We start from the raw sequence: 20,326 nt of genomic DNA, 5'->3' as shown, positions 1-20,326 counted from the left end.
ATGTCATGAGCGCAGACGGTCAGGGAAGAAGCCACTGGTTCGACGACGAGGCCGGACCGGTCGTCCGTCCGTACGCGATGACGCGCGGCCGTACCTCCAGTCCCGGCCAGCACCGCCTCGACCTGATCGCGGTGGTCGTCGCCGAACCCCAGGCGGACGACCCGGACGCCGACGCGACGCTGTCCCCCGAACACGTCGACATCGTCGACCTGTGCCGTGACGCCCCCCAGTCGGTCGCCGAGCTCGCCGCCGGGCTCGATCTGCCCATCGGGGTGGTACGGGTCCTCGTCGGCGACCTCGTGGCGGCGGAATTCGTCCATGTGAACCGGCCCGTACCTCCTGCCGAGCTGGTGGACGAGAGTATTCTGCGCGACGTGATCAACGGCCTCCGGGCGCTGTGAGCGGCGCGGAAGCGGGGTAGTGACGTGACTGGCTGGCAGTTCTGGGTCGACCGGGGCGGTACGTTCACCGACATCGTCGCGCGACGCCCGGACGGCCGCCTCCTCACCCACAAGCTGCTGTCGGAGAACCCCGCGCGGTACTCCGACGCGGCCGTGGCGGGCGTACGCGCCCTGCTGGACGGCTCCCGGGAGCCGGTCGACGCCGTCCGGATGGGCACGACGGTCGCCACCAACGCCCTCCTGGAGCGCAAGGGCGAACGCACCCTCCTGGTCGTCACACGCGGCTTCCGCGACGCCCTGCGCATCGCCTACCAGAACCGGCCGCACATCTTCGCCCGCCGTATCGAGCTCCCCGAACTGCTCCACGAGCGGGTCGTGGAGGTCGACGAGCGCATCGCCGCGGACGGCACCGTCCTGCGCGCCCCCGACCTGGGAGCCCTCGCGGGGCCCCTGCAGGAGGCGTACGACGACGGGATCCGCGCCGTCGCCGTCGTCTGCATGCACAGCCATCTGCACCCCGCCCACGAGCACGCCGTCGGCGAACTGGCCGCCCGCATCGGGTTTCCGCAGATCTCGCTCTCCAGCGAGGTCAGCCCGCTGATGAAGCTCGTACCGCGCGGGGACACCGCCGTCGTCGACGCCTACCTGTCGCCCGTGCTGCGCCGCTACGTGCGGCACGTCGCCGGCGAACTCGAGGACGTACGGCTGATGTTCATGCAGTCCAACGGCGGTCTCGCCGAGGCCGGGCAGTTCCGCGGCAAGGACGCCGTCCTGTCCGGGCCCGCCGGAGGCATCGTCGGCATGGCCCGCATGTCGCAGCTGGCCGGCTTCGACCGGGTCATCGGCTTCGACATGGGCGGCACCTCCACCGACGTCTCGCACTTCGCCGGCGAGTACGAGCGGGTCTTCACCACCCTGATCGCCGGTGTCCGGCTGCGCGCGCCCATGCTGGACATCCACACCGTCGCGGCCGGAGGCGGCTCGGTCCTCCACTTCGACGGCTCCCGCTACCGCGTGGGGCCGGACTCCGCGGGTGCGGACCCCGGGCCCGCCTGCTACCGCGGCGGTGGCCCGCTCGCCGTCACCGACGCCAACGTCATGCTCGGCCGCATCCAGCCCGGCCACTTCCCGCGGGTGTTCGGCCCCGAAGGCGACCAGCCCCTGGACGAGGAACTGGTCCGGGACCGCTTCTTGGCTCTCGCCCGCGAGATCCACGAGCGGACCGGCGACGAGCGCACACCCGAGCAGGTCGCCGAGGGCTACCTGCAGATCGCCGTCGCCAACATCGCCAACGCCGTCAAACGGATCTCCGTCCAGAAGGGCCACGACGTCACCCGCTACGCCCTCACCACCTTCGGTGGTGCGGGCGGCCAGCACGCGTGCATGGTCGCCGACTCGCTCGGCATCCGCACCGTCCTCGTCCCGCCCATGGCCGGCGTCCTGTCCGCCCTGGGTATCGGCCTCGCCGACACCACCGCCATGCGCGAACAGTCCGTCGAGGCGCCCCTGGAGCCCGCCTCCATGCCCGCCGTCCTCAAGACGGCCGACGACCTCGAAGGAGCGGCCCGCGCCGAACTCCTCGCCGAGGACGTCCCCGACACCCGCATCCGCGTCACCCGCCGCGCCCAGCTCCGCTACGACGGCACCGACACCACCCTCACCGTCGAGCTGACCGAGCCCGGCACCATGCGTCACGCCTTCGAAGAACGTCATCGCGCCACGTACTCCTTCACGCTCGACCGTCCGATCGTCGTCGAAGCCCTCTCCGTGGAAGCCACCGGCATCACCGAACCCCCCGATCTCTCCGCCCTCGCCCCGTACGAAGGCCGATCCGCCGCCGCCGACACCGTCCGTCTCCACACGGGCGGCGCCTGGCGCGACGTACCCCTCCACCGCCGGGAGGACCTCCCTCCCGGCGAGACCGTCACCGGCCCGGCGATCATCACCGAGGCCGGCGCGACCACCGTCGTCGACGACGGCTGGCGGGCCGTGGCGCGAGACGACGGGCATCTGGTCATGGAACGTGCGGCGATTACGCAGAGTTCCGATCTCGACACAGAAGCCGACCCTGTTCTGCTCGAGGTCTTCAACAACCTCTTCATGTCGATCGCCGAACAGATGGGCGCACGGCTGGAGTCCACCGCGCAGTCCGTCAACATCAAGGAGCGCCTCGACTTCTCCTGCGCCCTCTTCGACCCGGACGGAAGCCTGGTGGCCAACGCCCCGCACATCCCCGTCCACCTGGGCTCCATGGGCACCAGCGTCAAGGAGGTCATCCGGCGGCGCGGCCCGTCGATGCGGCCCGGGGACACCTACGCCGTCAACGACCCGTACCACGGCGGCACCCATCTGCCCGACGTCACGGTGATCACCCCTGTCTTCGACACGGAGGGTGACCGGATCCTCTTCTACGTCGCCTCCCGTGGCCATCACGCGGAGATCGGCGGTATCGCCCCCGGCTCGATGCCGGCGAACAGCCGCACCATCGACGAGGAGGGCGTCCTCTTCGACAACTGGCTCCTCGCCGAGGACGGCCGCTTCCGCGAGGAGGAGACCCGGCGCCTGCTCACCGAGGCGCCCTATCCCTCCCGCAACCCCGCGACCAACCTCGCCGACCTGCGCGCCCAGATCGCCGCCAACCAGAAGGGCGTCGACGAGGTCGCCCGGATGATCGACGACTTCGGACTCGACGTCGTCCAGGCGTACATGAAGCATGTCCAGGACAACGCCGAGGAAGCGGTGCGCCGGGTCATCGACGCCCTCGACGACGGCGAGTACGCCTACGAGACCGACTCCGGCGCCGTCATCCGGGTACGCGTGCGCGTGGACCGTGAGAACCGCTCCGCCACCGTCGACTTCACCGGTACGTCACCCCAGCTGGCCGGCAACTTCAACGCCCCCTTCGCCGTGGTCAACGCGGCCGTCCTGTACGTCTTCCGCACCCTCGTGGACGACGACATCCCGCTCAACGACGGCTGTCTGCGCCCCCTGGACATCGTCGTGCCGCGCGGCTCCCTGCTCGCGCCGGAGCCACCGGCCGCCGTGGTCGCGGGCAACGTCGAGACCTCGCAGGCGATCACCGGAGCCCTGTACGCGGCGCTCGGGGTGCAGGCCGAGGGCTCCGGGACCATGAACAACGTCACCTTCGGCAACGACCGGCACCAGTACTACGAGACCGTCGCCTCCGGATCCGGCGCGGGCGACGGTTTCCCCGGCGCCCCCGTCGTACAGACCCACATGACCAACTCGCGGCTCACCGACCCCGAGGTCCTGGAGTGGCGGCTGCCCGTGGAACTCGACGAGTTCGCCGTCCGCCGGGGCAGCGGAGGGGCCGGGCGGTGGCGCGGCGGGGACGGCGCCGTGCGCCGGATCCGCTTCCACGAGCCCATGACGGTCTCCACCCTCTCCCAGCACCGCAGAGTTCCGCCCTACGGCATGGCGGGCGGCGAGCCCGGCGCGCTGGGCGCCAACCGCGTGGAGCGCGCGGACGGCACGGTCACCGTCCTCGCCGGAAGCGACTCGGCGGACGTCTCTCCCGGCGACGTACTCGTCGTCGAAACCCCTGGCGGCGGAGGCTACGGCCCACCGGCGCCCCACCCCCATCTAGCAGGAGAACAGATCGATGATCTTCGGGCGTTCTGAGCGCGGCAAGCCCCCGGTCGAGCCCGTCACGCTCAAGATCCTGGTGGCCGGCGGCTTCGGCGTGGGCAAGACCACCCTGGTCGGGGCGGTCAGCGAGATCAGGCCGCTGCGCACCGAGGAACTGCTCACCGAGGCCGGACGTCCGGTCGACGACACGAGCGGCGTGGAGGGCAAGAGCACCACCACGGTGGCCATGGACTTCGGGCGTATCACCCTGCGCGAGGACCTGGTGCTGTATCTGTTCGGTACGCCCGGCCAGGAACGGTTCTGGTTCATGTGGGACGAGCTGTCCGAGGGCGCCCTCGGGGCCGTCGTGCTGGCCGACACGCGGCGCCTGGAGGACTGCTTCGCCGCCGTCGACTACTTCGAGCGGCGCTCCATACCGTTCCTGGTCGGTGTCAACTGCTTCGAGGGCGCCGCCCGCTATCCGGCCGAGGACATCCGCCGGGCGCTCGACCTGGACGACGACGTGCCGCTCCTGCTGTGCGACGCCCGGGACCGAGAGTCGGTCAAGGAGATCCTCATCGGCGTCGTCCGGCACGCGATGGAACACGCCGCCGAGCGACGGCAGACCGTCACCACCTGAGACGGACACGGGTACGGCCCGTACCCCCGCCGACCGGGGTACGGGCCGTAGTCACGGGCGCACGCGCGCGTGGGTGCTCAGCTCGCGTCGTCCTCCAGCCAGCCGAAGCTCTTCTCCACGGCCTTGCGCCAGTTGTGGTACTCCCGGTCGCGGACGGAGGCGTCCATGGAGGGCGTCCACTCGACGTCCTTCTGCCAGTGGGCCTTCAGCTCGTCGAGGTCGTTCCACACACCCGTGGCGAGCCCGGCGGCGTAGGCGGCGCCGAGGCAGGTGGTCTCGGAGACCTTCGGACGGACCACCGGCACGTCGAGCACGTCGGCCTGGTGCTGCATGAGCAGGTTGTTCTTGGTCATGCCGCCGTCCACCTTCAGGGTGGTGATCTGGACCCCGGAGTCCTGGTACATGGCGTCCACGACTTCGCGCGTCTGCCAGCTCGTCGCCTCCAGCACGGCCCGCGCGAGGTGCGCCTTGGTGACGTAACGGGTCAGGCCGGTGACGACACCGCGGGCGTCGGAGCGCCAGTAGGGTGCGAACAGGCCGGAGAAGGCGGGGACGATGTAGGCGCCGCCGTTGTCCTCGACGCTCGCCGCCAGCGGCTCGATCTCGTCCGCGGTGCGGATGATCCCGAGCTGGTCGCGGAACCACTGCACTAGCGCGCCCGTGATCGCGATGGAGCCCTCCAGGCAGTAGACCGGCGCCTCAGTGCCGATCTTGTACCCCATCGTCGTCAGCAGGCCGCTCTTCGACGCCACCGGCCGGTTGCCCGTGTTGAGCAGCAGGAAGGAGCCCGTGCCGTACGTGTTCTTCGCCGTGCCCACGTCGTAGCAGGCCTGTCCGAACACGGCCGCCTGCTGGTCACCGAGGGCCGAGGCCACGGGTACCCCGGCGAGCTGGCCCACGGCGGTGCCGTACACCTCGGCGGAGGACTTGATCTCGGGCAGGACGGCCTCGGGGATGTTCATCGCGGAGAGGATGGACGGGTCCCACTGCAGGGTCTCCAGGTTCATCAGCATCGTCCGGCCGGCGTTGGTGACGTCGGTGACGTGCTGCCCGCCGTCGGTGCCGCCGGTCAGGTTCCAGATGAGCCAGGAGTCCATGGTGCCGAAGGCGATCTCGCCGTTCTCGGCGCGCGCCCGCAGGCCGGGCACGTTGTCGAGCAGCCAGGCCGCCTTGGGGCCGGAGAAGTAGGTCGCGAGCGGCAGTCCGGTCTGCTCGCGGAACCGGTCCTGCCCGTCCGATCCGCCGAGCTGCCTGGTCAGCGCGTCGGTGCGGGTGTCCTGCCAGACGATCGCGTTGTGCACGGGCTTGCCGGTCGCGCGGTCCCACAGGAGGGTGGTCTCGCGCTGGTTGGTGATGCCGAGCGCGCTGAGCTGGTCGGCGCGCAGTCCGGCCTTGGCGATCGCTCCCGCGACCACCGCCTGCACCTTCGACCAGATCTCGGTCGCGTCGTGCTCGACCCAGCCGGGCTTGGGAAAGATCTGGCGGTGTTCGCGCTGGTCGACGGCGACGATCGCGCCGTCCTGGTTGAAGACGATGCAACGGCTCGAGGTGGTGCCCTGGTCGATAGCGGCGACGAACTTGTCCGTCATGACGTCCCCTTCGTCGTTCCTTCAGGAGGCTGCTCGATGAGAAGGCTGCGCGGAGGATGAGCCAGTGCACGGGTCGGCGCCCCGAAGCCCCGGTCGCACGCCATGACGACCCAGTGGCTCGGTACGACCGTGTTTCCGTTGCTCATGTCGGCTCCTAGGCCCCGGCCCTGCGCGCAGGGTGCGGTGACGAGCGTGCCGTCGCAGCCGAATCGCCCGTGGGGGAATGGGCCTGTTCTGCAGGCGTGGCCCGCGCGGCGTGTGCCTGGTTACACCGTCTATGTACGGCGATGTCGGCCGACACCGGAAGTGTTCACCGGCGCCCAGAGAGCGTCAAGGTCGCGGACACCAACGGTGACAGCCGCCTGAACGTCCGTACGGGAGACGCTTCGGCGAGGCGACACCAGATCAGCCTAGGCCGGGTTCCGCCACCGCGCAGCCCGCCGGGGCGGGTGCCCCCGTGCCGCGCACGATCTCATGACCGGGAAGGCCCGCCTGCCCCAGCACCCAGCTGGCCCCGTGCAGCGCCTTGGCGGCCTTCTTCAGCGGCGCCAGAGCGGCTGCTGCCTGCCGGTGGTCCGCCACGCTGCCCGGCGGGCACAGGACCGTGGCCAGGGACAGCGTGACGGGTCGCCCGCCCGCCGACCACGGCACGTCCAGCACGGTGGCGGCCAGCGGATCCAGCCGCTCGGGATCGGCGAGAACCAGGAAGTCGTCGCCGCCGATGTGGCCCACGCGCGTGCTGCCGGTCGCCGCCTGCTGCAGTGCCCGTCCCACCGACCGGATCAGCTCGTCGCCCGCCGCGAACCCGGCCCCGTCGTTGACCTGCTTGAAGTGGTCCACGTCGAGCCAGCTGAGCGCGAACGCCCGGCCGTCCGAGATGCGCCGGTCCACCTCCGAGGTGATCACGTCCGAGCCGGGCAGCCGGGTCAGCGGATTGAGCCCGGCCGCCTCCTCGACCCGGCTCTCGGCCAGCGCCCGCACCAGGTCGGCGAGGCGTACGACGCCCACGCACCGCCCGTACCGGTCGACCACCGCCACGTCGTCCGACGTGCGGTCACGGGCGCCGACGGCGACCACGTCCAGCACCTCCCAGGCGGTGGCGTCGACGCCCACCGTCCGCGGGGGATCGCCGAGCTTGGCGGCGGGACGGTCGGCGTACAGGGCGTGTCCGTAGCGGCCCGACATCGACAGCAGGAAGCGTGAGCGGTGCACCGAGCGGACCGGAACGCCGTGCGGGTCCACCAGCAGTACCCCGGACACCTCGGGAGCCCCGGTCAGCAGCGCCCGTACCTGGCCCGCGGACGCGGTCGCGGGCAGCAGGGCGGCCGGCCGGACGAACTCGCGCACCGACGGGCCGGACCTCGGCACCGCCACGGCGCCGGGGGAGCGGGGCGGAACGTATACGTCCGCCGCGGGCAGCCTCGTCGGGGGCGCGAACAGGTCGCCCTGCGCCAGCTGGGCACCGGCCGTCACCGCGGCGGCGAACTGCAGCTCCGTCTCCACGCCCTCGACGGACAGGAGGGCCCCCAGCTCCTCGCACAGTGTCCGCATCGCCCGCACGGCCGCCGGCCGGGCCAGCAGCGAGGCGTCGAGCTTCACCAGGTCGGGCGCGAGGTCGGTGAGCAGCCGCAGGGGTACGTCCCCGTCCCCGATGCCGTCGGCGCAGATCCGGAAGCCCTGGGCCCGAACCGCGCCCACCGCCTCCAGGAGGGCCGGCTGGGGCACGTGCGTGTAGGGCGGTCCGACGTCGATGGTCACCTCCCAGGGCAGCCGTCCCGCCTGGCGTACCGCGTCGTGCAGCGGGGTCAGGCCGCCGAGGTCGGCGAGGGTGCCCGCGAAGACGTTGACGTGCAGCGGCAGCAGCGTCTCCTTGCTCGCCGCCGCGCGGATCGCCAACACCGCGAGACTGCCGTCGAGTTCGGGATCACGACGGGCCTCGGCCAGGATGTCCCCGGTCTCCGGGCGGGCGAGTATCTCCAACCCCGCGACTCCACCGGTCGCCAGGTTGACCACTGGTTGGAAGGCGAAGCGCAGAGTGTCCGTCCAGGAGCGCACGGCAGCATGATGACTCGACCGGCGCACGCCCAAGCCCAGTTCATGAGACGTTCACGCAGGATTCTGGGGTGATCACGCAGCGTGCGAGACAGGGCTTGCGTCCGGCCCCACCGCCGGCATTCGCGGCTCCTCTCTCAGCGCACAGCGATCACCGCCGACCCGTGCCCGAACAGCCCCTGGTTGGCGGTGATCCCGACGCGGGCCCCCGCGACCTGCCGGTCACCGGCCCGCTCCCTCAACTGCCAGGTCAGCTCGCACACTTGGGCGATCGCCTGAGCCGGTACCGCCTCCCCGAAGGAGGCCAGTCCGCCGCTCGCGTTCACCGGTATACGACCCCCCGGGGCAGTCGCGCCCTCCCGCAGCAGCTTCGCGCCCTCGCCCTCACCGCACAGCCCCAGGTCCTCGTACCACTGCAACTCCAGCGCGGTGGACAGGTCGTACACCTCGGCCAGGGAGAGGTCCTCCGGCCCGATGCCCGCCTCCTCGTAGGCGGCGAGCGCGATCGAGGCCCGGAAGGTCGCGGCGGCCGGTTCGACGGCCACCGCGGAGTCCGTCGCGATGTCCGGCAGATCGAGCACGGTGCTCGGGTAGCGCGGGGTCACCGTCGACACCGCCCTGATCCGCACCGGCTCCACCACCCCGTGCCGCCGCGCGAACTCCATGCTGGACAGCACCAGGGCCGCCCCGCCGTCCGACGTCGCGCAGATGTCGAGCAGCCGTAGCGGATCGGCCACCACCGCGGAGGCGGCGACCTCCTCGGCGGTGACCCGCTTGCGGTAGCGGGCATTCGGATTGAGCGCCCCTGAAGCTGCGTTCTTCACCTTGACCTGCGCGAAGTCCTCGGGCGTGTCCCCGTGCAGGGCCATGCGCCGGCGCGCGTACAGCCCGAAGTACGTCGGATTCGTCGCGCCCAGGACGCGGAAGCGCAGCCAGTCGGGGTCGTCCGGCCGGTCGCCGCCCGCCGGCCGGAAGAACCCCTTGGGCGCCGCGTCCGCGCCCACCACGAGGACCACGTCCGCCAGACCCGAAAGGATCTGCGCCCGCGCGGTGTTGACGGCCTGCGCTCCCGACGCGCACGCCGCGTACACGCTCGTCACCCGCGCTCCCTGCCAGCCCAGCGCCTTCGCGAAGGTCGCCCCGGCCACATAGCCCGGATAGCCGCCGCGCACGGTGTCCGCGCCGACCACGGAGCCGACGTCACGCCACTCGATCCCCGCGTCGGCGAGTGCCGCCCGCGCCGCGGCCACGCCGTACTCGACGAAGCTGCGACCCCACTTGCCCCACGGGTGCATCCCCGCGCCGAGCACCGCCACCTCGCCCGTCATGCCCCACCCCCCGTCGGCCGCCAGTGCCACGTCGTCCAGGCCGTCTCCGCGTCCTCGTGCAGCACACCGGGGACGACCTCCACCTCCATGCCCACCGTCAGATCGCCGACGGTGATCCCGGGAACCGCCTGGCCCAGCACCACGATCCGCTCGGCCGCCAGCTCCACAGCGATCAACGCGTACGGCTCCCAGGGAAGTTCCGGGTTCGTCACATAGGGTGACGGGGGCCGGTACCGGCTGTCCGTGTAGGACCAAATCCGCCCGCGCCGTGAGAGGGGAACCTCCTCGAGGTCTCCGCCGGGACACCCGGGATTGCGGCAGTGGCCGTCCTCACGAGGGAAGAACACCGAGGCGCAGGCGGCGCAGCGGGTACCGAGGAGTCTGAAGTCGTCACCGTCCCCGGTGAACCATCCGTCGACCACAGGTGTTCGCGCTCGAGTCACAATCCCTCCCGACGCCGAATCTGACGGAACGTCAGAAGTGTGTCACGCGCGTCCGGAATTGGGCAGTGCAGGAGACATGACACGACTCACCAGTGCAGTACGCGGTCTCGTCACCGCCCTCGCCGCCCTGCTGGCCGTGACCGCCGCCTCCGCACCCGCCCGGGCCGAGACGGACCCCAAGGCGCCGAAGGACTTCGTGGCCCTGAGAAGCGTGGACCCGACGATCATCCAGGAGATGCGGTACTTCACCCCGCACAACTTCGTCGGCGAACGCATCGACGGCTACGAGCAACCGGTGTGCATCCTCACCCGCCCCGCCGCCGAAGCCCTCCACAAGGCCCAGCAAAAGCTCCTGCGCGAGGGCTACACGCTCAAGGTGTACGACTGTTACCGGCCGCAGCGCGCCGTGAACCACTTCGTGCGCTGGGCCGAGGACCTCGACGACCAGGCGACGAAGGGCGAGTTCTATCCGAACGTCGACAAGACCCGGCTGTTCGCGGACGGCTACATCGCGGAGAAGTCCGGCCACAGCCGCGGCTCGACCATGGACCTCACCATCGTGAAGCTCCCGGCGAGGCCCACCCGGCCCTACCACCCCGGAGAGCCGCTCGTGCCCTGCTTCGCACCCAAGGACGAACGCTTCCCCGACAACTCCGTCGACATGGGCACCGGCTTCGACTGCTTCGACACCCTCGCGCACACCCTCGACCCGCGTGTCCAGGGCCCACAGCGCGCCAACCGTCTGCTGCTGAAGAGCACCATGGAGAGCCTCGGATTCGTCAACCTCGCCGAGGAGTGGTGGCACTACACGTACCGGCCCGAGCCCTACCCGGACACCTATTTCAACTTCCCCGTGTCCTGGAAGTCGCTCGACGGCCGCCGTTGAGCAACCTCCGCGAGACGCCATTCCCCCGATCGGATACATTCCGCTTCGTGTCCGAAACTCAAGCCTCCACCCCCAACTCCGCGCCCGACTCACACTGTTCGAGCTGCGGAGCGCCCTATGGAGAGGGCGTCTCCGGCTGGCCGCGCACCTGCCCGGCCTGCCATACCGTGGCCTACCGCAACCCGCTGCCGGTCGCGGTCGCACTCCAGCCCGTGTACGACACCAAAGGCACCGCCCTGGTCGTCATCACGCGAACCGTCGCTCCCGCGCGCGGGGGCGTCGCCCTGCCCGGCGGGTTCCTCGACGACCGCGAGGACTGGCGGCAGGCCGTCGTGCGCGAGCTCAAGGAGGAGACCGGCATCGACGCGGCCGGCCGCGACGTCCGCCTCGTCGACGCCATGAGCTCCCCCGACGGCCATCTGCTGCTGTTCGGTCTGCTCCCCGAACGGCCCGCGGAGGGGCTGCCGCAGTCGGCCGCCACGGACGAGACGGAGGGCTGGCACCTCCTGCGCCGGCCGGAGGAACTCGCCTTCCCGCTGCACACGCTGGCGGTGCGCGCCTGGTTCGAGGGCCGCTACGTCTGAGCTCCGGCCTCCCCGAGGCCACGTACACGCACCGGATAGGGCGGCTCGGAAGGGCCGCCCTCACCCTCCAGTTCGACCACCGGCCTGCGTCCCTGCCAACGGGTGACGTAGCGCTCCAGGTCCGGTTCGTCCCACCCGTCACCCGCGTCCGGCACCACCAGCCCGCCCCCCGTGCGGCCCTGCGCCGGCGCCCACGCCTCCAGCTCCAGCCCGCCGTCGCTGCCGCGCACCGGAAGGACGGCACCCGCGCGTACCAGCACCGGGATCCGTGACAGGGGGGCGTCGATGAGCACCTGCGCCGGCCCCTCGTACACCTGCTCGGTGACCGCGTCGTACCAGCGGCCCCGCGGCAGCTGAACCGCCCGCCGGTCCGTGCCCGGGTCGAGCACCGGTGCCACCAGCAGGCAGTCGCCCAGCAGGAAGGCGTCCTCGCAGTCACGCAGCGCGCGGTCCTCGGGCGCATTCCACCACAAAGGCCGTACGTAGGGTGCTCCGGTGCGCCGCGCGAGATGCGCCAGCGTCATGAGGTACGGCAGCAGCCGCCGGCGTTCCTCGAGCGCCACGCGCGCGTGCTCCAGCACCTCCGGACCGAACTCCCAGGGCTCCCGCCGCCCCGCGCGCAGACCGGCGTGTGTACGGAACAGCGGCAGATACGCGCCCAGCTGGAACCACCGCAGGTACAGCTCGGGAGACGGACTTCCGTCGAAGCCGCCGATGTCCGGTCCCGAGTAGGGCACCCCGCACAGCCCGAGTCCCAGGACCAGCGACAGCGAGGCCCGCAGTCCCGGCCAGCCCGTGGCCACGTCGCCGGACCAGGTGCCACCGTAGCGCTGCAGGCCGGCCCAGCCGGAGCGCGAGAAGAGGAACGGCCGCTCATGGGGAGCCAGCTCCAGCAGGCCCTCGTAGCCCGCCCTGGCCATGCACAGACCGTAGACGTTGTGCGCCTCCTGGTGATCTCCGCCACGCCCCTCCAGGGAGTGCCTGGCCGAGCGCGGCAGCGTCTTCTCCCCGAACGCGGTGAACGACGTGGGCTCGTTCATGTCGTGCCAGAAACCCGAGAACCCCTGAGCCAGCCGCTCCGCGTGGAGTCCGCCCCACCACTCACGCACGCGCGCGTCGGTGAAGTCCGGGAAAACGGCCTCCCCGGGCCACGCGACTCCGTGCACGACCCGTCCCGAGGCGTCCCGGACGAACGCGTCCTCGGCCGTGCCGCCGTCGTACACGGCGTTGCCCTCCTCCGCCTTGACCGCAGGGTCGACGATCGACACCAACCGGATCCCCTCGCGGCGCAGCTCCTCCGCCAGCACCGGCAGCTTGGGGAAGTGCTCGCGGTCGACGGTGAACACCTGGTGCTCGTCGTAGTGGTCGATGTCCAGATGGACGGCGTCGAGCGGCAGCCCGCGCTCCCGGTAGCCCGCGACGATCCGCCGGACCTCCTGTTCGCTGCCGAAGCCCCAGCGCGCGTGATGATGCCCCAGCGCCCACGCGGGCGGCAGCGCCGGCGCGCCGGTCAACGACGCCCAGGCGAGCAGCACGCGCGCGGGGGTGCCCACCATCACCCAGCAGCGCAGCGGACCGCCGTCCATCCGCAGCTCGCTCATGCCCGGCCGATCGTGCCCGGAACCGGCGCCCTCCTCGCCCTCCCGCAGCGACACCGTGCCGTCCCAGGAGGAGTCGTGGAAGACCAGATGCGTGGCCGCGTCGGCCACCACCATCTGTACCGGCATGGTGATGTACAGCGGATCGTCCCCGGGAGCGAAGCTGCCGCCCGGGTCCGTGTTCCACAGCCGGTACGTCCCCTCCCGCAGCCGCGGCCCCGACGAGCGGCCCCCCAGCCCGAAGAACCGCGCGTCCGCCGGCACCTCCGAGCGCTGCAACCAGCGCGCCGGCCCGCCACCGACCGGCTCCCACCACCGGGGCGGCAGATCCCGCCGCAGGGTCACGCCGCCGGGCGTACGCACCTCGACCGCGCCGTGCCGCGAGACGACGACCGTCACCCGCTCGGCCACGACCCGCCAGCCACCGTCCTTGTCGGGCTCCAGGACCGCCCGGGGATCGGGCTCCGGAGAGCGGCCCGCCAGCGCGTACGACGGCTCAGGACCGGCCCCGTCCCAGCCCCAGAACACCGCCCCGTTCACGGTCACCACGATCCTCAGCTCCGAGCGGCCGAACCGCACGACACCGCCACCCGCGGCCGGTTCCACCTCCCGCACGCGACCGGGCACCCGCGCACGCTCGGCACCCCGCGGTGGCAGCGCCGTGGCGTCCGCGCGCCTCCTGCGCCATGCCGCCTTCACGGCCCGCAACCCCTGGGACGCCCCCACCGAACCGACCACCCTTATCGAACGCACCAGGTCACGACCGTCCATGCTGCTCACCCTGCCACTGACCGCCCCACACGCGCGTGCCGTTCAACTGCCGTTCACCCGTGCTGGGAGCACATCTTTACGACACGGACTATGTGGGGGGCACCCTGGTGTAGAAGTCGATCACATGGCATCGTCCCTGTCAGCCGCGTCACGCGCACACCCCAGCCCGTGCGCGACCGACGCACACGACGCGCACAGTCCGGGAGCCGCCCCATGTCGACCGTGAACCCCCAGCCGCTCTGGCAGCCGGATCCGGAACGTATCGAGCAGGCACAGGTCACCAGGTTCCAGGCCTGGGCGGCCGAACGCCACGGCGCTCCCGCCGAGGGCGGCTACGCGGCACTGCACCGCTGGTCCGTGGCCGAGCTGGAGACCTTCTGGCAGGCCGTCACGGAGTGGTTCGACGTCCGCTTCTCGACGCCCTACGCGCGCGTGCTCGGCGACCGTTCGATGCCGGGCGCCCAGTGGTTCCCCGGGGCGACCCTCAACTACGCCGAGCACGCCCTGCGTGCGTCCCCGACCCGCGCGGACGAACCGGCCCTCCTGTATGTCGACGAGACCCACGAAGCCCGGCCCGTCACCTGGTCGCAGCTGCGCCGCGAGGTCGGCTCCCTGGCCGCCGAGCTGCGCGCCCTCGGTGTACGCCCGGGAGACCGTGTCAGCGGCTATCTGCCGAACATCCCGGAGGCCGTCGTCGCCCTGCTCGCCACGGCGGCCGTGGGCGGTGTCTGGACCTCCTGCGCCCCCGACTTCGGGGCCCGCAGCGTCCTGGACCGTTTCCAGCAGGTCGAACCGGTCGTCCTGTTCACCGTCGACGGCTACCGCTACGGCGGCAAGGAGCACGACCGCCGGGAGATCGTCGCCGAGCTGCGCCGCGAACTGCCCACGCTGCGTGCCGTCGTCCACATCCCGCTCCTTGGCACCGACGCGCCCGAGGGCGCCCTGGAGTGGTCGGCCCTGACCGGTGCGGACACCGAACCCGTCTTCGAACAGGTCCCCTTCGACCACCCTCTGTGGGTGCTCTACTCCTCGGGCACGACCGGCCTGCCCAAGGCCATCGTCCAGTCCCAGGGCGGCATCCTCGTCGAGCACCTCAAGCAGCTCGGCCTGCACTGCGACCTCGGCCCCGAGGATCGTTTCTTCTGGTACACCTCGACCGGCTGGATGATGTGGAACTTCCTCGTCTCCGGCCTCCTCACCGGCACCACGATCGTGCTCTACGACGGCAGCCCCGGATTCCCCGACACGGCGGCCCAGTGGCGGATCGCCGAACGCACCGGCGCCACCCTCTACGGCACCTCGGCCGCGTACGTCATGGCCTGCAGAAAAGCCGGCGTGCACCCCGCCCGCGACTTCGACCTCTCCCAGGTCGAGTGCGTCGCCACCACCGGATCACCGCTGCCGCCGGACGGCTTCCGCTGGCTGCACGACGAGGTCCGCGACGACCTGTGGATCGCATCCGTCAGCGGCGGCACGGACGTGTGCTCCTGCTTCGCGGGGGCCGTACCCACCCTCCCTGTCCACATCGGCGAACTGCAGGCCCCCGGCCTCGGCACCGACCTGCAGTCCTGGGACCCGAGCGGCAAGCCCCTGATCGACGAGGTCGGCGAGCTCGTGGTCACCAATCCCATGCCGTCCATGCCGATCTACTTCTGGAACGACCCCGACGGCAGCCGCTATCACGACAGCTACTTCGACACGTATCCCGGTGTGTGGCGGCACGGCGACTGGATCACCGTCACCTCCCGGGGCTCCGTCGTCATCCACGGCCGCTCCGACTCCACGCTCAACCGTCAGGGTGTGCGCATGGGCTCCGCGGACATCTACGAGGCTGTCGAGCGCCTCCCGGAGATCAGGGAGTCCCTCGTCATCGGCATCGAGCAGCCCGACGGCGGCTACTGGATGCCGCTGTTCGTGCACCTGGTGCCCGGCGCCACCCTGGACGAGGACCTTCTGGGCCGGATCAAGCAGACCATCCGCGAACAGCTCTCCCCCCGTCATGTCCCGGACGAGATCATCGAGGTGCCCGGCGTGCCGCACACCCTCACCGGCAAGCGCATCGAGGTCCCGGTCAAGCGCCTCCTGCAGGGCACCCCGATGGAGAAGGCTGTCAACCCGGGCTCCATCGACAACCTCGACCTGCTGCACTTCTACGAGGAACTCGCCCGTAAACGCGCCTGATCGTCAGCCCCCGTAGGTGGCCTCGGACTCACCGAGTACCGCGGCAAAGCCCGAGGCCAGCCGCGCCCCGTCGGCGGGCTCCAACTCGGCCACGGAGATCCGTACTCCCGGTGCCGATGACAGCCGGAACCTGGCCCCGCCGCCACCCACCAGCCGTACGACCGCAGACCGTTCACGACGGCCCACTCGTCCCGCACCGCAACCCAGAGACACATCCCGCTGCGTGCCGTCGTCGCCCGACGTCAGCAGCAGCCGGCCCGTCGTGGCGGACCAGGATGGTCGCTCCTGCAAGTCCCCCTGGCCCGGTTCGGCACCACGACACCAGCCGCCCGCAGGTTGCTGCTCCCGCGGTCCGCCGCCTTCGCCACGGGCGGCTTCACCCCTGGCCGAGCTGCTGCACGACAGCGTCTCCTGGGAACTGTCCGTCGCCCTCGCACCCTGCGCCGCCCAGGGCGCCCTCCTCGGCGTCCACGGCCTGGCCCAGTCCGCCCAGCGCAGCATCGGGCCACTCGCAGTCACCGCGGCCATCGCCACCGGCCCGGCCGGCTGGACCGCCTTCGGCGCTCTCATCGCGCTGACCTGCGTCATTCAGCACCGCCTGGTCCGCGATCGCCTTGCCCGGACCCCGTTGTCAGTGCTGCCCGTTACTGTGAGTGAGCATTGATCGACCGTGCACAGGGGGAAAGATGGCGCACACCGACCACCAGACCATGCGACGCGTCCTGCGCCGCGAAATCGCGGGCACCATCGGCCTGCTGACCGACGAGCACGACTTCCGCGCCATGCGGCGGTACCGCAGCTTCGCCTTCGACGACCACCAGACCTATCTCCAACAGGTCGAGGCGCTCCTCAAGGTCCGCGCCGCCCAAGGCAGCCACACCACGGTGGCCCTGTTCGACCCGCAGGAATACGCCGAGTTCTGCGCAGACGCGGACCTCGACCCCGACCTCCCCTCCAGCCGCACCCGGTTCACCGCCGAACTGGCGAGCACGGGCCCCGTCCTTCCCTACGAGGGCCAGCCCCTGTCCGACCTCGTCCCCGCCCTCGTCGACGAAGCCGTACGCCAGGCCACCTGGGAGTACGCCTCGACGCTCCTCGCCCGACTGGGAGCCTGCGCCTCCTGCGGCGAGGACATCGGCCGAGCCGCGTTCACACGAGCGTCCCGCCTACTCGTCCGCATCCTCGACACCGCCGGAGGAAGCAACCGACACCTCGTGTGCAGCGTCTCGGCACCGGCCGAAACGCTCGTCTCCGTTCTCCACGCGGACGAGGACGAGCACGGGGCCCTCCAACTCGACGAGGCCGAAGCGCTCGAGTTCACCACCGTCCTCGCCCTCGGCATCGCCACCCAGAGCCCCGGCGGACTCGTCATCCGTACCAGCGGCCCCGGCACCACCGACCGCGTCTACGGCTGGCGCCTGCGCGGAGACGGTCTGCGCCCCCTCACCGCCGGTGAGGTGTTCGACGCCTACTGCACCGACATCGAATCCGGCGACATCATCTCCCCGGAATCCGACGTCGACTACTGCGTACCGCCCGACCTCGGAGAGGGAGGAGAGACACCGGGCCACCGCCACTGACACCCGAGGGGCGCCCCACCCACAGGTGGAACGCCCCTCGGCAGACGACAGCCGGCGACCGACCCGGCCCGGCTACTCGCCGGACAGCACTGCCTGGGCCGCGTTGCGCGCCTCCTCGGCGCTCTCCGTGGCCCGGGCGGCCGCGGCGGCACGCTCGCACTGGGCCAGCGTGTACTTCGCCAGCGCCGCCCGCACATATGGAATCGACGCCGCACCCATGGAAAGAGAGGTGACACCCAGACCGGTCAGCACACACGCGAGCAGCGGATCGGACGCGGCCTCACCACACACACCACAGCTCTTGCCCTCGGCCTTGGCCGCCTCCGCCGACAGTGCCACCAGGTCGAGCAGCGCGGGCTGCCACGGGTCCTGCAGCCGGGACACCGCACCCACCTGACGGTCCGCGGCGAACGTGTACTGAGCGAGGTCATTGGTCCCCAGTGACAGGAACTCCACCTCCTGCAGGATCGAGCGGGCCCGCAGCGCGGCCGACGGGATCTCGACCATCGCCCCGAACTTTGCCCGCAGCCCCGCCTCACGGCACGCGTCCGCGAAAGCCTTGGCATCGGCACGGTCCGCCACCATCGGGGCCATGACCTCGAGGTAGACCGGCAGACCCTCGGCGGCCTTCGCCAGCGCGGTCAGCTGCGTGCGCAGCACCTCCGGGTGGTCGAGCAGCGTCCGCAGACCCCGCACGCCCAGCGCGGGGTTCGGCTCATCGGCCGGCGTGAGGAAGTCCAGCGGCTTGTCCGCCCCCGCGTCCAGAACACGTACGACGACACGGCCCTCGGGGAACGCCTGGAGAACCTGTCGGTAGGCCTCGACCTGCTTCTCCTCCGACGGGGCGTTCTTGCTGTCGTCCAGGAAGAGGAACTCCGTACGGAACAGACCGACACCCTCGGCGCCCGCCTCGACGGCGGCCGGAACGTCGGCCGGACCACCGACGTTGGCCAGCAGCGGCACCTTGTGACCATCGGAGGTGGCACCCGGCCCGGTGGCGGCGGCCAGCGCGGCCTTCCGCTCGGCAGCCGCGGCCTCCAGCTGCGCCTTCTTCTCCTCGCTGGGGTTCACGAAGATCTCACCGGTGCTGCCGTCGACGGCGACCAACGTCCCCTCGGCCAGCTCACCGGCCCCCGGCAGCGCTACCACGGCCGGCACACCGAGCGCCCGCGCGAGGATCGCACTGTGACTGGTCGGCCCGCCCTCCTCGGTGACGAAACCGAGGACCAGGGCGGGATCCAGCAGCGCGGTGTCCGCGGGCGCGAGATCACGGGCGATCAGGACGTACGGCTCGTCGCTGTCCGGGACGCCGGGCATCGGCACTCCCAGCAGCCGGGCGACGATACGATTCCGCACGTCATCCAGGTCGGCCACGCGACCGGCGAGGTACTCACCGGCACCGGCCAGCAGGGCACGGTAGGCGGCGAACGCGTCGTACACCGCCCGCTCCGCCGTGCTGCCGACGGCGATGCGCCTCTCGACGTCCGCCATCAGCTCGGGGTCCTGCGCCATCATGGCCTGGGCCTCGAGCACCGCCTGGGCCTCTCCGCCCGCCAGATTGCCGCGCGCGATCAGATCGGCCGCCACAGCCTCCACCGCCTGGCGGGCCCGCCCCTGCTCCCGCTCCGCGTCCTCCGCCGGGATCTGTTTGGCAGGCGGCTCCAGCACCGCCGTTCCCATGTGCCGAACCTCGCCGATCGCCACACCGTGGCTCACGCCGACGCCTCGCAGCGTTGTCTCCATCTCACCCGTCTCCGATAGTGCGGCGGGTCCCGCCGCCGCGGTGGTTGTCCTACTCGCCGTCATACGACGGCACTGACGTCACTTCCAGAGGAAGAGACTGTCGCCAGCCTTCACTTCGCCGCTGTCACGAAGATCGGAGAGAGCTTCCGCCGTGGCTTCCAGCGCCACGACCGGGCACACCGCTGACTTTCCGGCGGCCTCGACGGCGGCCGGGTTCCAGCGGACGACACCCTGACCGCGGGTCACGGTGTCCCCCTTGTTCACGAGCAGCTCGAAACCCTCGCCGTTGAGCTGCACGGTGTCGATGCCGAGGTGGGTGAGGACGCCGTGCCCCTGCTCGTCGACCACGACAAAGGCATGCGGGTGGAGAGAGACGATGACCCCGTCCACGGGGGCGACGGCCTCGGAGGGCTCACGGACGGGGTCGATGGCGGTGCCCGGGCCGACCATGGCCCCGGAGAAGACCGGATCAGGCACTGCCGCCAGTCCGATGGCGCGTCCGGCCAGCGGGGACGTCACGGTGGTCATGGGAAGCCTCCCGGAGTGGAGTTGCATACAGGGGCCGTCACTGTCCGTCCCTGACGGCACGCTGTGCAGCAGCGTATGTCAGGCGAAGTGACGGTTCCGCATGAAGGTACCGGGTAGAGGTCTAGACCACCAACCCTATCGATTTGCACGCCCTTCGAGGCCCCGTGTACAGTCGTACCCCTGCTTGAGGACGAGCGACGCGAACGAGCGCGCTTGATCAGCAGGAACCAAACTCGTCAGATCCTATCTCGGGGTCGCCTTCTGCATGCCTGCAGGAGAGTGGTCAGGGGGACGGAAAAACGCTGATAGAGTTTGGAACACCGAAGGGAAGCGCCCGGAGGAAAGCCCGGAAGGGTGAGTACGAAGGAAGCGTCCGTTCCTTGAGAACTCAACAGCGTGCCAAAAATCAACGCC

General features: G+C 71.0%; 15 protein-coding genes. 8 read left to right on the top strand and 7 right to left on the bottom strand.

What is annotated here, in order from left to right; genetic code table 11:
- Positions 1-5: 5 nt before the first annotated feature.
- From ACWCQ1_RS37325 to ACWCQ1_RS37315, 3 genes are read left to right on the top strand one after another with little or no spacing between them, the layout of a single operon-like run.
- Positions 6-401, top strand: coding sequence for a DUF742 domain-containing protein (locus tag ACWCQ1_RS37325; RefSeq protein ID WP_133044779.1), 396 nt, complete (start codon positions 6-8; stop codon positions 399-401).
- 24 nt (positions 402-425) lie between these two features.
- Entirely contained in the window at positions 426-4,043 is a 3,618-nt protein-coding gene (locus ACWCQ1_RS37320) for a hydantoinase B/oxoprolinase family protein (protein ID WP_451028363.1), read from the top strand.
- The gene (locus tag ACWCQ1_RS37315; protein ID WP_358603442.1) at positions 4,024-4,629 is read left to right on the top strand and encodes a GTP-binding protein; all 606 of its coding nucleotides are present in this window, start codon (positions 4,024-4,026) and stop codon (positions 4,627-4,629) included. Before ACWCQ1_RS37320 ends, ACWCQ1_RS37315 begins: the two co-directional genes overlap by 20 nt.
- Positions 4,630-4,706: 77 nt before the next feature.
- Here ACWCQ1_RS37315 and glpK read toward each other — a convergent pair whose 3' ends face one another.
- The 4 genes from glpK to ACWCQ1_RS37295 all read right to left on the bottom strand — a co-directional run bounded on the left by glpK (position 4,707) and on the right by ACWCQ1_RS37295 (position 10,020).
- Positions 4,707-6,218: a glycerol kinase GlpK gene (gene glpK, locus ACWCQ1_RS37310; protein ID WP_358603445.1), complete on the bottom strand. Its 1,512-nt coding sequence runs from the start codon at positions 6,216-6,218 to the stop codon at positions 4,707-4,709.
- A 405-nt stretch (positions 6,219-6,623) separates the two neighbouring features.
- The gene (locus ACWCQ1_RS37305; RefSeq protein ID WP_451028362.1) at positions 6,624-8,273 is read right to left on the bottom strand and encodes an EAL domain-containing protein; all 1,650 of its coding nucleotides are present in this window, start codon (positions 8,271-8,273) and stop codon (positions 6,624-6,626) included.
- A 134-nt stretch (positions 8,274-8,407) separates the two neighbouring features.
- Positions 8,408-9,598, bottom strand: coding sequence for a lipid-transfer protein (locus ACWCQ1_RS37300; protein ID WP_451028361.1), 1,191 nt, complete (start codon positions 9,596-9,598; stop codon positions 8,408-8,410).
- On the bottom strand, positions 9,595-10,020 hold the full coding sequence (locus ACWCQ1_RS37295) for a zinc ribbon domain-containing protein (protein WP_133045036.1): 426 nt from the start codon (positions 10,018-10,020) through the stop codon (positions 9,595-9,597). The genes ACWCQ1_RS37300 and ACWCQ1_RS37295 overlap by 4 nt, the downstream gene beginning before the upstream one ends.
- 97 nt (positions 10,021-10,117) lie before the next feature.
- On the opposite strand from ACWCQ1_RS37295, the gene ACWCQ1_RS37290 reads away from it, so the two are divergent.
- Entirely contained in the window at positions 10,118-10,927 is an 810-nt protein-coding gene (locus ACWCQ1_RS37290) for a M15 family metallopeptidase (protein ID WP_451028360.1), read from the top strand.
- 47 nt (positions 10,928-10,974) lie between these two features.
- The gene (locus ACWCQ1_RS37285; protein ID WP_358603460.1) at positions 10,975-11,511 is read left to right on the top strand and encodes an NUDIX domain-containing protein; all 537 of its coding nucleotides are present in this window, start codon (positions 10,975-10,977) and stop codon (positions 11,509-11,511) included.
- On the opposite strand, the gene ACWCQ1_RS37280 is transcribed toward ACWCQ1_RS37285, so the two are convergent.
- Positions 11,502-13,880 (bottom strand): glycoside hydrolase family 31 protein, encoded by a 2,379-nt coding sequence (locus ACWCQ1_RS37280; protein ID WP_358603463.1) that lies wholly within the window; start codon positions 13,878-13,880, stop codon positions 11,502-11,504. The genes ACWCQ1_RS37285 and ACWCQ1_RS37280 overlap by 10 nt on opposite strands.
- A 213-nt stretch (positions 13,881-14,093) precedes the next feature.
- Between ACWCQ1_RS37280 and ACWCQ1_RS37275 the strand changes: the two genes are divergently transcribed.
- The 3 genes from ACWCQ1_RS37275 to ACWCQ1_RS37265 all read left to right on the top strand — a co-directional run bounded on the left by ACWCQ1_RS37275 (position 14,094) and on the right by ACWCQ1_RS37265 (position 17,641).
- Positions 14,094-16,061, top strand: coding sequence for an acetoacetate--CoA ligase (locus ACWCQ1_RS37275; protein WP_451028359.1), 1,968 nt, complete (start codon positions 14,094-14,096; stop codon positions 16,059-16,061).
- 223 nt (positions 16,062-16,284) lie between these two features.
- On the top strand, positions 16,285-16,725 hold the full coding sequence (locus ACWCQ1_RS37270; RefSeq protein ID WP_451028358.1) for a hypothetical protein: 441 nt from the start codon (positions 16,285-16,287) through the stop codon (positions 16,723-16,725).
- A 22-nt stretch (positions 16,726-16,747) separates the two neighbouring features.
- Complete coding sequence (locus tag ACWCQ1_RS37265) at positions 16,748-17,641, top strand: hypothetical protein (protein WP_451028357.1); 894 nt, start codon at positions 16,748-16,750, stop codon at positions 17,639-17,641.
- A 72-nt stretch (positions 17,642-17,713) separates the two neighbouring features.
- Here the strand turns inward: ACWCQ1_RS37265 and ptsP are convergent, their stop codons facing one another.
- Positions 17,714-19,384 carry a phosphoenolpyruvate--protein phosphotransferase gene (ptsP, locus tag ACWCQ1_RS37260; protein WP_358603475.1) on the bottom strand — a complete coding sequence of 557 codons (1,671 nt, stop codon included), beginning with the start codon at positions 19,382-19,384 and terminating at the stop codon, positions 17,714-17,716.
- Between the two features lie 78 nt (positions 19,385-19,462).
- Complete coding sequence (locus tag ACWCQ1_RS37255; protein WP_133044767.1) at positions 19,463-19,912, bottom strand: PTS sugar transporter subunit IIA; 450 nt, start codon at positions 19,910-19,912, stop codon at positions 19,463-19,465.
- Positions 19,913-20,326 lie beyond the last annotated feature (414 nt).

The organism is Streptomyces sp. NPDC002144 (assembly GCF_053593695.1).
This window is presented reverse-complemented; position numbering and strand designations above follow the sequence as displayed.

Bases quoted from the DNA above. Each gene is read 5' to 3' on its own strand.
- ACWCQ1_RS37315 (WP_358603442.1), top strand. From the start codon at position 4,024: ATGATCTTCGGGCGTTCTGAGCGCGGCAAGCCCCCGGTCGAGCCCGTC.
- ACWCQ1_RS37280 (WP_358603463.1), bottom strand. From the start codon at position 13,880: ATGGACGGTCGTGACCTGGTGCGTTCGATAAGGGTGGTCGGTTCGGTG.
- ACWCQ1_RS37300 (WP_451028361.1), bottom strand. From the start codon at position 9,598: ATGACGGGCGAGGTGGCGGTGCTCGGCGCGGGGATGCACCCGTGGGGC.
- glpK (WP_358603445.1), bottom strand. From the start codon at position 6,218: ATGACGGACAAGTTCGTCGCCGCTATCGACCAGGGCACCACCTCGAGC.
- ACWCQ1_RS37265 (WP_451028357.1), top strand. From the start codon at position 16,748: ATGGCGCACACCGACCACCAGACCATGCGACGCGTCCTGCGCCGCGAA.
- ACWCQ1_RS37325 (WP_133044779.1), top strand. From the start codon at position 6: ATGAGCGCAGACGGTCAGGGAAGAAGCCACTGGTTCGACGACGAGGCC.
- ACWCQ1_RS37275 (WP_451028359.1), top strand. From the start codon at position 14,094: ATGTCGACCGTGAACCCCCAGCCGCTCTGGCAGCCGGATCCGGAACGT.
- ACWCQ1_RS37290 (WP_451028360.1), top strand. From the start codon at position 10,118: ATGACACGACTCACCAGTGCAGTACGCGGTCTCGTCACCGCCCTCGCC.
- ptsP (WP_358603475.1), bottom strand. From the start codon at position 19,384: ATGGAGACAACGCTGCGAGGCGTCGGCGTGAGCCACGGTGTGGCGATC.
- ACWCQ1_RS37255 (WP_133044767.1), bottom strand. From the start codon at position 19,912: ATGACCACCGTGACGTCCCCGCTGGCCGGACGCGCCATCGGACTGGCG.